This is a genomic window from Massilia niastensis DSM 21313, assembly GCF_000382345.1.
Lineage (GTDB): Bacteria > Pseudomonadota > Gammaproteobacteria > Burkholderiales > Burkholderiaceae_D > Telluria > Telluria niastensis.
This window is the reverse complement of the sequence record NZ_KB908103.1, coordinates 36,357-48,896: the sequence shown is the minus strand read 5'-3', so window position 1 is coordinate 48,896 and position 12,540 is coordinate 36,357. Positions and strand designations below refer to the sequence as shown.

The window sequence follows — 12,540 nt, the reverse complement described above, 5'->3', positions numbered from 1 at the left end:
GATGTCCCGCTACCTGCTTCCTTTCCTGCTCATGAGCGCGCCAGGCGTCCACGCCGCCACCCTGCACCTGTGCCCCGCCGCCGGGGCGCCCGCCGGGGCCGTGGGGACCAGCATCACCGCCCCGGACGAGACGCGCCTGCGCGCGGTGGTCGTCGATGCCGCCGCCGTCCCGGGCTGCCGCGCGCTGCGCCTGGGCCTGGACGCCGCGCGCGTCCAGGCGGTGTATCCGCTGCCGCGCGACGCGAATCCGGAGCAGACCATCCTGCTGCAGGGCGACGACAAGGACGGCGGTTTCGACGTCAGCGAGCACACCCTGCTGCCATCGAAGCCCGAGCCCGATCCGGCTGGACCGATGCCGTTCGGGGACAACCTGCTGGACGCGATGGGGGTGCGCAGTTTCGGCATCGAGGAAAGGGTGCAGGCGCGCCTGGAGAACGGCCGTCTGCGCATCGACTGCAAGGCCGGCAGCCGCCCCGCCGGCGTGCTGCTGCGCGGCCCCTGGTTCCTGCCGCGCGCCGAGCTGGGGCTGCAGGCAAGCTTTTCCGGCAGCGGCCAGTTCGCCTGGCAGGTTGCCGACGCGGCGCTGGCCGAACGCGAGGGCGCGCGCGACATGGGCACGCTTGCCGCGACGGGCAGGCAGGCCAGCGCGCGCCTGCCCCTGCCCGGCGGGCTGGAGCCCGGCCAGTGGCGCCAGTTCACGGTGCTGTGCCCGAACGCGGCGGCCAGCCTGGCGCTCGACGCCCTGAGCCTGGAGCCGGCCGCCGCCACGCGCGCGCCGCGCTCGACCTGGATCTGGCGCCGCACCGAATGGCGCGAGCGCGGCGCGGCGCTGATCGACTGGGCGGCGGCCGAAAAGATCGGCGAACTGTTCATCACCGTGCCGCTGGCCGAGGGCAAGGTGGCGGAGCCGGAAGCGCTGGCCGCCTTCGTGCGCGACGCCGGCGCGCGCGGGATCGCGATCACCGCGGTCGAGGGCGACCCGCACATGATCATGCCGGCCCAGCAGGCCCCGACCGCCGCGCGGGCGCGCGCCTACGCGGCCTACAACGCGGCCGCGGAACCGGCGGCGCGCCTGAAGGGCATGCAGTTCGACGTCGAGCCCTACCTGATCCCGGCCCACGTGCTGGCGCCGTCGGAACGCGACCGCCGCTACCTGGAACTGGCCGCGCAGCTGCGCGAGGCGGCCGGCGCGATGCGGCTGGAGTTCGTGGTGCCGTTCTGGTGGGACAGCAAGACCGAGCTGCTGCGCGAGCTGGCGCGGCATGCCGACATGCTGTCGGTGATGGATTACCGCACCGATCCGGGGCAGATCTACCGCTTCGCCGTGCCCTTCCTGGACTGGGCCGCGGCGCACGGCAAGCAGGTGCGCATCGCGCTCGAGGCCGGGCCGATCGGCGCCGAGGTCCAGCGCCGCTATCGCCGGCTCGAGGCCGGGGCCAAGGGGGATATGCTGATGTTCGAACTGGGCGGGCAGCAGCTCCTGGTGCTGCTGCGCGAACCGGCGTCGCATCCGCAGGCGCAGGCGTTCAGGCTGACCGGTTCGCGCAGGATCGATGGATCGGCGACGACCTTCCATGCTGACAAAGGGGCGCTCACCAGGCTGCTGCCGAAGCTGGAGAGCACGTTCGGGGCGTGGAAGGGGTTTGCGGGGATTGCCTTGCATGAGTGGCGATAGCGCCATTCAAGGACTTGCCTCAGGTCGACGGCAACTCCACCACGAACCTGGTCCCCTGCCCCTGCGCCGTCTCGAACCCGATCGTCCCCCCATGCTCCTCGACGATCGCCTTGCTGATACTGAGTCCCAGCCCCGTCCCGCCGCGCTGCCGTGAATCCGCCGAATCGGCCTGCGCGAAGCGCTGGAAGATCCGCCCGTGGAATTCCGGCGGGATGCCCGGTCCTTCATCCGTCACCGTGATCCGCACCCAGCCCTGGCGCTGCGACAGCCCCAGGGTGACCGCCTTGCCGGCCGGCGTGAACTTGACCGCGTTCGACAGCAGGTTGGTCAGCACCTGCACGATGCGGTCATGGTCGATCGCGGCGGTGATGAGCTCCGCGCCCTGCGGCCGGTCGAGCCGCAGCGCCACCCCGGCCTGCTGCGCCTGGCCGTGCATCGCGCCCAGCGTGTGCTCCAGCAGCGGCAGCAGCGGCTGCGACAGGCGGTGGTACGTGATGTTGCCGGACTCGATCCTCTGGATGTCCAGCAGGTCGTTCACCATCCGCACCAGCCGCTCGCTGCTCTGGCCGGCGATGCGGATCAGGTGCGCCGCGTCGGGCGGCAGTTCGCCCGCCATGCCCTCGTCGAGCATCGCCAGCGAGGCCTGGATCGAGGTCAGCGGCGTGCGCAGCTCGTGCGACACCGTCGAGATGAACTCGTTCTTCATGCGCTCGATCTTCTTGCGCTCCGAGATATCGTGCAGGAACACGCTGAAGAACGCGCCCTCTCCCTGCCCCGCCAGCCCCACCGTCATCTCGATCATGAACTCGGCGCCCTGGCGGTCGATCACGGTGCGCTCGATGCGCCGCCCGATCGCGCCCAGCTTGCCGGTCTGGCGGTAGGCATGCAGCGCCCTGCCCAGGCTGGCCCGGAAGCGCTCCGGCACCACCAGCTCCGCCAGCGGCCAGCCCACCGCTTCGTGGTGGCTCCATCCGAACATGCGCTCGGCGCTGCGGTTCCAGTCGGTGATCATGCCGCGCCGGTCGACCGCGATGTAGGCGTCCTGCGCCGACTCGACGATCGCGCCGATGCGCTGTTCGCTGGCGCGCACCGCCACCAGCGCGCGCTCCAGGTCGCGGGTACGCTCCTCGACGCGGTGCTCGAGGTTGGCGTTCAGGTCCTGCAGCTCGGCGCGCCGCTGCACCAGGTTGGCCACCAGCGCATTCAGCGCCCCGGACAGCTTGCGCACCTCGTCGTAGCCGTCCGTGCTCGGCACCAGCGCGCTGCTGTCGCCGCGCCGCAGGCGGTCGGCCGATTCGGCCAGCTCCCCGAGCGGACGCGTGATGCGCCGCGCCACCAGCAGGCCGGCCAGCGAGAACAGCACCGCCAGCGCGGCCCCGCTCCACAGCGCCCGCGCGCGCAGGCGCTGCACCGGGCGGTAGGCGTCCTCGATATCCTGGCGCACCAGCACCTTCCAGCCCAGGCCCGGATAGATGCCGCGGCCCCTGGTGGCGCCATAGCCGACCAGGTAGGTGCGGCCGTCCGGCCAGTGCTCCTCGATGAAGCCGTTGCGCTGCTGGCGCGCCTCGCGCAGGCTGGCCAGGTCGAGGGTCTTGCCCTGCAGGTCGTCGGGACCGAGCAGGACCACGCCCTCGGCGCTGACGATCAGCGCCTGCACCCTGCCGCGCGCCTGCACCGGGGCGATGATCGAGCGCTCCACGTCGCGCGCCCACTGCCAGGACAGGTGCACGCCCAGCACCCCGGCCGGCTTGCCGAGCGCGTCGAGGTAGGGGAAGGCGACGTCGACGAAGCGGCGCGGCTCGCCCTCCTGCATCGGCAGCAGCTTGGCCAGCAGCACCGCCTCGTGCACGTCGCCGACATAGGTGCCGCGCAGGGCGTCGCGGAACCAGGGCCGCTGCGCCACGTTGGCGCCTTCCAGCAGGCCGCGCGCCTCGACCTGCACCTTGCCGTCCAGGCCGGCCATGCCGATCCATTCGTAGTAGAAGTAGGTGTCCTGCATGTCGGCCAGGATCCGGCGCCGCTCCACGGTACTGGTGGACGGATCGGCCAGGTCGCGCCGGCGCGCCATCAGGCTGACCTCGCGGTAGCGCTCGAACATGCCGCGATCGAGCTTGTCGGTGGTCTGCAGCGCCAGCTCGCCCAGCCCGTGGCCGATGGTGCTCTTGACCTGTTCGGTGGAGGCGCTTTCGACCACTTCGACCAGCAGCAGGGTCAGCACCACGGTCAGCGAGGAGAAGGCCAGCGCCAGCCAGGCCCCCAGGCCGTGCGGTTTCAGGCGTTCAGGCAGGAAGCGGAAGATCGGCATGGAGACTCGGGAAAAGCGAAGCCGAAAGCGTACCACAGCAGAGATGCCGGACGGACAATTGGCACGCAGCTCACCCGGGAAGGGTAGCCCGTGGCGCGATCATTCCTATGGGATACCCGGGGATTCCGCACGGCCATAACGGATTTCCGGTAAACTTGCCGGCTACGAGCAATCACGCAACGATTGGAACACCTCATGCAAGCCACCGCCACCGCCAGCCCAGCCCTTCTCGACTACGCCACCTCGTGCACGCTGCCGACGCCCTGGGCCCAGTTCACCCTGCACGCCTGGGTCGAGCCGGCGACGGGCAAGGAGCACCTGGCCATGGCCCTGGGCGACCTGACCACCGGCGAACCGGTGCTGGCGCGGATCCACTCCGAATGCCTGACCGGCGACGTGATGTTCTCGCAGCGCTGCGACTGCGGCGCCCAGCTCGAAGGCGCGCTGCAGCGCATCGCCGAGGAAGGCCGCGGCATCCTGCTGTACCTGCGCCAGGAAGGCCGCGGCATCGGCCTGGTGAACAAGATCCGCGCCTACCGCCTGCAGGAAGCCGGCGCCGACACGGTCGAGGCCAACCTGCAGCTGGGCTTCCACGCCGACGCCCGCAACTACGAGCTGTGCCGCCCGATGCTGAACCAGTTCGGCATCCAGGCGGTGCGCCTGATGACCAACAACCCGCGCAAGATCGACGCCCTCACCCGCCTCGGCATCGAGGTCGCCGAGCGCGTGCCGCTGCTGGTCAACCGCAACGTCTTCAACGACAGCTACCTGAACACCAAGCAGGCCAAGCTGGGACACATGATGACCCCACTGGCCGAGGCCATCGCGGCCCGCGCCGAACCCTGAAAACCTTCTAACGCGCGCACAAGCTGCCCATCCGGTGGCAAGATAGGCATCTTCGTCTTGTCATCATGAGAATGCATGAAACGGGTTGCCATCGCTTTCCTGCTGTCCTGCCTGACGGTTAGCGCGGCGACAGCACCGTCCGCGCCGCCCGCCAGCCGTCCCGCCCAGCCGACTCCCGCCGGCCGGACCGCGCCTGCGCCCATGCCGATGCCGAACACCACCCCGCCCGCGGCCACGCCGCCGGCGCCCGGCCCCGGCGACGTCGATCCGCAGGACGCCCTGCCGCCGCCCTCCTCGGCGGCCCAGGACCTGTACGCCGCGGCGCGCGGCGACCTGCTGCAGATCCGCATGCTGCTCAAGAACGGACGCACCCAGTCCACGGTCGGTTCGGGCTTCCTGGTCGGCACCAGCAACCTGGCGCTCACCAACTACCACGTGGTGTCGCAGATGGCGCTCGATCCCGACGTCTACACCGCCGAGTACATCGACACCGACGGCAATACCGGGCCGGTCGAGCTGATGGCGGTCGACGTCCTGCACGACCTGGCGGTGGTGCGCATCAACCGCAACGGCAGCGGCTTCTTCAAGGTCCCGGAACGGCCGGTGCGGCTGAGCCAGGGCCAATACCTGTATTCGCTCGGCAATCCGCTCGACCTGGGCTTCGCCATTTCCGAAGGCGCCTACAACGGCGTGTTCACGCGCAGCTTCTACAACCGCCTGATCTTCAGCGGCCCGATCAACTCCGGCATGAGCGGCGGCCCCAGCATCACCGCGAGCGGCACCGTGGCCGGCATCAACGTCTCGCGCCGGCGCGACGGCGAATCGGTGAGCTTCCTGGTGCCGGTCAAGTATGCGCAGGAGCTGCTGCGCCAGGTCGCGGCGCAGCCCGGCCCGCCGAAGGACTTCAATCCCCTGATCGGCCAGCAGTTGCTGACGCACCAGGGCGGCATGGTCGACCGCCTGCTGGACGAACCGCTCACCCTGAAGGGCATGGGGCCCTACCTGGTGCCGGTGCGCGATTCCGGCCAGGTGCGCTGCTGGGGGCGCTCGAACGTGAAGGCCGAGACCGCGTTCATCGTGGACGGTATGAGCTGCGTGATGCAGTCCGCGGTCTTCGTCTCGGAGTCGCAGCAGACCGGCCAGGTGGCCATGACCCACCAGTACATCCGCTCGGGCAGCATGCACCCGCTGCGCTTCGGCGCGCTGGCGGGCAGCCTGTTCAACGTCGACAACCTGGGCAACACCGACGATCCGCGCCTGACCAAGCCGTTCTGTACCGAGCGCTTCGTGCATACGCGTTCGCTGCCGCTGCGCGCCGTGACCTGCGTGCGCGCCTACCGCAAGTTCGAGGGCCTGTACAACTTCACCCTGCTGACGGCCAGCACCGACGCCGCCCAGGCCAGCCTGCAAAGCCGGCTCGACGTGTCCGGCGTCTCCTACGACAACGGCCTGCGCGTGACGCGCGCCTTCCTGGGCGCCTTCGGGCGCAGCGGACGCCGATGAACGGCCCCTGGACCATCGAGATGCTGGCGCGGAATGGCGAAGTGCTGCACCGCCACCGCCTGGCGTCGCTGCCGATCCGGCTCGGGCGCGCCTACGACAACGACTTCATCGTCGACGACGAATACGCCGCCCCGCACCACGCCGTGATCGAGGCCGGTCCCGACGGCGAGCTGCTGCTGCGCGACCTCGACACCCGCAACGGCATCGTGCACAAGGGCCGGCGCGTGAAGGCGCTCGCCCTCGGCGGCGACACCGTGGTGCGCATGGGGCACACCTCGCTGCGGGTGCGCGGGGCCGACCACCCGGTCCTGCCCGAACTGCGCGACCGCACCATGCACGGCTGGGAAGGCCTGCTGCCGGGAGCGGCGGGAACCCTGCTCACCGGCCTGGTGGCCCTGGTGGTCGCCTGGCTGACCGATCGCGGCGTCTACGGGCTGGAACGCTACGTCCAGGCGCTCGCCATCGGGGTCGGCATCTGCCTGCTGTGGAGCGCGCTGTGGGCCTTCAACAACCGCCTGTTCGGACGCCATGCGCGGCTGGGACGGCATGTGTTCATCTTCGGCTGCGGGGTCGCGGCCCTGGTCGGCTTCCGCCTGCTGGCCGGCGTCCTCGCCTACGCCTATTCGTGGGAGTGGCTGACCCGCTATGGCTCGCACGTGGCGGTGGCGACCGTCGCCGGCACCATCTACTTCCACCTGGCCACCGTCAAGCCGCAGCTGCGCCGGCGCCTGCGCGCCATCTGCGCCGGGCTGGCCCTGCTGGCATCGGGCCTGGTGCTGGTCGGGAACGAGCAGCGCTACGGGCGCATGGCCGACGAACTCTACATGTCGGTGCTGCTGCCGCCCGAGATGCGCGCCAGCCCCGATGCCCCGGTCGCCGACTACATCGGCCAGGTCGGCGCGATGCGCGCCGGGATCGATGCGGAGCGCGGACGCAAGGCCGTCGAGCAGCCCTGAGTGCCTGGCCTGGAGCTGGCTCGACCGATTGCATCTGCGACCTGACACGGCCGCTTCTGGAAACGCGGCCCATAGGCTTGGATCATCCACACAGGCACCGACTATTCGGCCTGGAACCTCTTAACAGGACCTCTGTTCTCTTGCGAGCAACAAGCGCCGTATACTGAGCGTTGGCGAAGGACCGCTTTCGGCCCATTTCCGGACTTTCATTCCTCCCATGTTTTAGCACTTAGGTGCCTTCACGCGTCTCCTATAGAATGAAGTCTTCTCGTCATTGCCGGCATCGGTCACACCGGGTCCGGCGCAGAGGAGAATCAATGAACCCGAAGAAGATCTACACCGCTTTGCTCACCGCAGACCTTGCTGCGGCCGAAGACTGGTATACGAAACTGCTCGGTCGCGGACCGTATCACCGGCCGATGGACACGCTGGTCCAGTGGGAGCTCTTCGACCAGGGTGGGCTGATGCTTTCAAGTAGCGGCGAGATAGCCGGCAAAGGCGTGATGTTCCTTTACGTCGACGATCTCGCAGCCGAGCGCCACCGGCTGCAGGGCCTGGGGATCGCGCTCGGGGACGATATTCCGGGCGACTATTCGACGCTGGCGCAGCTGCGCGATCCCGACGGCAACGTCATCACGCTGGCGACGCCGCCCGCCCGGCCTTTCCCGCCGGCATGAGCACGCCGGAAGAGCTCGAGTAAGCCTCAGACTTCGCTGAGCTCCGCCTTGCGGCCCGGCGCCGGTGCGCGGCGGCCGGCCGCCAGCAGCCGCCGCGGCAGGCTCAGTTGCACCTCGGCGCCGCCCCCGCTCCGGTTGCGGATCACGAGCACCGCTCCGATCCGCGCGGCGCGCTCGCGCATGCCGGTCAGGCCCCAGTGTCCCGGGCGGCCATGGGCCAGGATCGTCTCGTCCAGGCCGACGCCGTCGTCGCGCACCGCGATCCTCAGGACCCGCGGCTCCCACACCAGTTCGATGTCGATCCGGCTCGCCCGCGCGTGCCGGAAGGCGTTGGCGAGCGCCTCGCGTCCGATGTTGTAGACCTCGTAGTGCAGCTCGGGCGACAGGCGCAGCGGCTGGCCCGCCGTGTGGATATGCACCTGGACCTGGTCGCCGGCGCGCAGCAGCTGCGCGGCTTCCTCCAGCGCCTGGTCGAGCGAGGGCGCTTCGACCAGGCGCAGGTCCATGACCTGGTCGCGCCCTTCCGCCACCACCTTGTCGGCCAGGTCGAGCGCGTTGTCCAGCTGGGTGCGCGCCTCGCTGCCGGGCGCGAGCCGGATCGCCACGCCCTGCAGGCGCAGGATCAGCCCCTGCAGGCTTTGCAGGAAGGTGTCGTGCAGGGTGCGCGCGATCCGTTCCCGCTCGAGCAGCCGCTCTTCGAGGCGCGCATGGAACTGGCGCGTCACCTGCGCCAGGCGCAGCAGGTACAGCAGGTAGATCACCAGGCTGGCCAGCAGCACGCCGAGGGCGGCGAACCAGCGGCTCTGGTAGAAGCGCGGCCGGATCTCGAAGGCGGGCGTGGCCACGACCGGGCTGGCGACGCCGTCCTCGTTGATGGCGCCGACCTCGAAGCGGTAGCTGCCCGGTCCCAGGTTGGTGTAGTAGGCGACGCGGCGCGCGCCGACCTCCTGCCAGCCGTGATCGAGGCCGACCAGCCGGTAGCGGAAGCGGACCCGCTCGGGCATGGTGTAGCTGAGCGCCGTATAGTCGACCTGCAGCTGGTCGGTGCCGGGCGCGAAGGCGGCGACTTCGCCGGGCCGGTAAGGCCGGCCGCCCACCGTGAGGGCCTGGACCTGCACGGGCGGCGCCAGGGCGTTGCGGCGCAGCCGGGCCGGGTCGAACCAGGCGGCGCCCGCCGTGCCGGCCACCCAGACCTTGCCGTCGTGGGCGGCGAACGCGGACGGCAGGCGCGCGATCGTCTCGGCGCCGCCCGGGTAGCCGTCCACGTCATCCCAGAGCGCGGCGCGCAGCGGCGCCTGCGCATCGAGCATGCTGCGCCGCCAGTCCGCTGCGCGCACGTGCAGCAGGCCGCGGCTGGTGTTCAGCCAGCGGTCGCCATCCGGCGTGACCGCGACGCCGGAGACGTTCGACAGCAGGTCGGGCTGCTCCGCCGGCACGGGGCGGAAGCGCTCGCCCTCCAGCACCGCCAGGCCGTTGTCGCCGCCGATCAGGACTTCCTTGCCCGCATCGATGAACAGGACGGAACTCAGCGCCACGCCTTCGCGCTCGCCGAACTCGCGCCAGCGTTCGCCGTCGCGCATCAGCACCCGGTTGTTGCGCAGCCCGAACCAGGTCCGGCCCTGCGCATCGACGGCCGCGAACAGCAGGCCGCGCAGCTGCGGGTGGCTGGCCGGCGGCAGCCACTTGCCGTCGTGCCAGCGGTAGACGCCGCGGCCGCCGATGCCGACCCAGATGCTGTCGCGGTCCTCGACGGCGAACATCACGAAGTTGCGCGGGTTCTCCCCGTCCTGCACCGGCGGCAGCGGATAGGTGGCCAGCAGGCGCTCGCCCAGCCTGCGCTCGATCCGGCGCTTGCCGCCCACCAGGACGCTGCCGTCGCGCGCGCGGTTGACGATATAGGTGGTCTGCGAGGTGGTCTCGCGCACGGCGAGGCCGTCCCGGATGCGCCACAGGTGGCCGGCGTCGCCGCCGCTCTGGGTCGTGGCCCAGGTGGCGCCGCTGGCGTCCTGCGCCAGGCTGAGGCGCTCGGCGTCGGCGGGAAAACCCACCTTGACCAGCTTGTTGTGCCGGAAGCGTTCCAGTCCGGCGACCGTGCCCACCCACAGGTTGCCTTCGCGGTCCTCCATCATCGAATGCACGTTCAGGCTGGCCATCTGCCAGGGCTGGTCGAGGCGCTCGTCGCTGGTGCGGTGGTGGAAGGCGCCCTTCCCGGCCTGCCAGGTCGCCGGATACGCCCGGCACAGGCCCACGGGGCAGTTACCCTTCCAGTAGTTGCCGTCGCGGTCGAACAGGCTCTGGAACGAACTGGCATGCACGCTCGATGGCGGCGGCGGGCGCAGGCCGCCTGCGGGCGCGGGCAGGCTGCGCACCATCTCGCCGTCGGAGACCCAGATGCGGCCGTCCGGCGAAGGCAGCAGCAGCGGGTTGTCCCCCACTTCCATCACCGGCTCGAAGCGGCGCCGCGCGCGGTCGAGCAGGTGGAGCAGCTTGCCGTCCGAGGCCCACAGGCGGTCGTAGTGGTCGCGGTACACGTATTCGGCGCGCTTGCCCGGATAGTTCCAGGCCGCGTCGGCGCGGGTCCAGCCGCCGTCGCGGTAGTGCAGCAGGCCGGTGGTCGAGGCGACCCAGGCGCTGCCGTCGCGCTCGAAGGCGATGCTGAAGGTGGCGCCGACCGGGTCGCCGCGCTTCGGCGCCACATGGTGCAGGCGTCCGTCGCGCAGCACGCTCAGGCCGCCGAAGGTGTAGCCGATCCACAGTTCGCCGTCGGGGCGCGCCACCAGGGCGGTGATGCTCCGGCCCAGCAGGCTCTCGCCCGCGTGCGGGACGAAGGCTTCGAACTTCACGCCGTCGAAGCGGTACAGGCCGGAGGTGGTTCCCAGCCACAGCCAGCCATCAGGCGTCTGCGCCATGGCGTCGATCTCGCGCGGCGCGCCGTGTTTTCCGCTCCAGACGTCGTGGTGGTAGGCGTCGAGGCGCAGGGCGGCGTCCAGGGCCGCGGCGGGCGCCGCCCATCCCAGCAGGGCAAACAGGAGAAAGATACACTTCACAGGCGGTCGGCCGTTTTGCGAAAAATGCAATAAGGCAAAAATGTAAAATGTTATTAAAGCATATTGCAATCTTATGGACCAGCTTGTATGGACGAGTTTGGACCACCCAGCCGGCTCTGGGGGCTGCTCGCGCCTATATGGCATTCCATTCAGCGGATCGATCCCTGCCATTCACCGTACCAAGCGCAGCTGTCCTGGCGGGCTGGTAGGATCGCTCGACAATTCCAGGCGCATCCTGCTGCGCACTCGACATGGAGGAGCAACAGTGATTTCGCGTCGTAATCTTGTACGCGGAGCGGCGCTAGCCGCCTGCTCCGCACTGGTTCCGGTCACACTGCACGCCGCGCCGTATCGGCGCATCCCGCAGCGGCCTGCAGCCCGGGTCATCGTCGACAATGACTTCGCCGGCGACCCCGATGCCCTGGTGGCGCTGGCGCACCAGTTGCTGGCGCCGCGGACGAAGACGATGCTCATCACGTCGTCGGCGCTCGATCCGAAGCTGGCGGGCGACGCGCCGGCCGGGCGCACGGCGGCGGCCGGGCGCGATATCGCCATCGAACTGCTGCGGCGCGCCGAGTTCCAGTCGGCGCCGCCGGTGGTGACCGGTTCCGAGACCTTCGGCGACGGAGCCGAGCAGGTGTCGCCGGCCGCCCGCGCCATCGTCGCGGAGGCGATGCGCGACGATCCACTGCCGCTCTACATTACCTGCGGCGGTGCGCTGACCAACATCGCCGCCGCGCTGCGGCTACAGCCCGGGATCGCCCGGCGCATGACCCTGATCTGGATCGGCGGCGGCAGTATCAGGCTGGAGGCTGGGAATACAACCTGGCGACCGATGCGGCCGCCGCCAGGCAGGTCATCGAGCGTTCGACGATTCCACTCTGGCAGATCCCGCAGGATGTCTACCGCCAGCTGCAATTCTCGGTGGCTGAAATGCGCGCCCGGATGCGGCCGATTTCGCCGTTCAGCGCGTGGCTGTACGAACGCTTCACCAATCCTCCGGACTTCGTCGACGTCGGCGGCACCTGGCCGATGGGCGACAGCCCCACGGTGCTGCTGACCGCCCTCTCGCAGGAGAGCAGCCGCTCCAGCGTGCGCAGTGCGAGGATCATCGGGCCGGATTTCAGGTATGGCGCCGAGATTCCCGGGCGGCCGATCCGCGTGTACGAGATCCTGGATGCCTGCCTGACCTTCGATGACTTCCTTGCGCAGCTCGCGCTTCATGGGGCACGCGAGGGCTGACCGGCTGCGTCGTCATCGATGGCGACGAGTGGCAAATGCATCCTGTCCTCGACAGTACAGATAGAAGGCGTCTTGCAAGAACCTGTAACGACATCGCGCGGGAAACTGAATCTCGTACTGGATGGTCCGGGTTTGCGCCGTTGGCTGTCGCCATTGCCGAGAATGGATCGGGCGACTGCATCGTGCTCCTTCGAACGGACATGCGTACGAGCCAGAACCCCATCTTTGGATGCATGAAACCCGCGAACTCATCAAGCTTGCTGCCGACATCGATGAATTGACCCGAGGA

9 protein-coding genes are annotated in these 12,540 nt (G+C 69.8%); 7 read left to right on the top strand and 2 right to left on the bottom strand.

All coding sequences use genetic code 11. The features are described from left to right. The first annotated feature begins 1 nt into the window (after window position 1). Window positions 2-1,675: a hypothetical protein gene (locus H162_RS0116850; RefSeq protein WP_020654659.1), complete on the top strand. Its 1,674-nt coding sequence runs from the start codon at window positions 2-4 to the stop codon at window positions 1,673-1,675. Window positions 1,676-1,694: 19 nt separating this feature from the next. Here H162_RS0116850 and H162_RS0116845 read toward each other — a convergent pair whose 3' ends face one another. Next, window positions 1,695-3,980 (bottom strand): ATP-binding protein, encoded by a 2,286-nt coding sequence (locus H162_RS0116845; RefSeq protein ID WP_020654658.1) that lies wholly within the window; start codon window positions 3,978-3,980, stop codon window positions 1,695-1,697. A 195-nt stretch (window positions 3,981-4,175) separates the two neighbouring features. Here H162_RS0116845 and ribA point away from each other — a divergent pair, with 195 nt between their 5' ends. From ribA to H162_RS0116825, 4 genes are all read left to right on the top strand, one after another. Then, window positions 4,176-4,826 carry a GTP cyclohydrolase II gene (gene ribA / locus H162_RS0116840; RefSeq protein WP_020654657.1) on the top strand — a complete coding sequence of 217 codons (651 nt, stop codon included), beginning with the start codon at window positions 4,176-4,178 and terminating at the stop codon, window positions 4,824-4,826. A 75-nt stretch (window positions 4,827-4,901) separates the two neighbouring features. After that, entirely contained in the window at window positions 4,902-6,329 is a 1,428-nt protein-coding gene (locus H162_RS0116835; RefSeq protein WP_026354747.1) for a S1 family peptidase, read from the top strand. Further along, window positions 6,326-7,285 (top strand): FHA domain-containing protein, encoded by a 960-nt coding sequence (locus tag H162_RS0116830; protein ID WP_020654655.1) that lies wholly within the window; start codon window positions 6,326-6,328, stop codon window positions 7,283-7,285. The genes H162_RS0116835 and H162_RS0116830 overlap by 4 nt, the downstream gene beginning before the upstream one ends. 317 nt (window positions 7,286-7,602) lie before the next feature. Next, the gene (locus H162_RS0116825; RefSeq protein WP_020654654.1) at window positions 7,603-7,962 is read left to right on the top strand and encodes a VOC family protein; all 360 of its coding nucleotides are present in this window, start codon (window positions 7,603-7,605) and stop codon (window positions 7,960-7,962) included. A gap of 26 nt (window positions 7,963-7,988) precedes the next feature. Here H162_RS0116825 and H162_RS0116820 read toward each other — a convergent pair whose 3' ends face one another. Next, window positions 7,989-11,009: a sensor histidine kinase gene (locus H162_RS0116820; RefSeq protein ID WP_020654653.1), complete on the bottom strand. Its 3,021-nt coding sequence runs from the start codon at window positions 11,007-11,009 to the stop codon at window positions 7,989-7,991. Between the two features lie 265 nt (window positions 11,010-11,274). Here H162_RS0116820 and H162_RS31115 point away from each other — a divergent pair, with 265 nt between their 5' ends. Together H162_RS31115 and H162_RS34990 are read left to right on the top strand one after the other, a co-directional pair. After that, window positions 11,275-12,069, top strand: coding sequence for a nucleoside hydrolase (locus H162_RS31115; protein ID WP_211223711.1), 795 nt, complete (start codon window positions 11,275-11,277; stop codon window positions 12,067-12,069). Next, window positions 12,042-12,251 (top strand): hypothetical protein, encoded by a 210-nt coding sequence (locus tag H162_RS34990; RefSeq protein WP_211223710.1) that lies wholly within the window; start codon window positions 12,042-12,044, stop codon window positions 12,249-12,251. Before H162_RS31115 ends, H162_RS34990 begins: the two co-directional genes overlap by 28 nt. Window positions 12,252-12,540 lie beyond the last annotated feature (289 nt).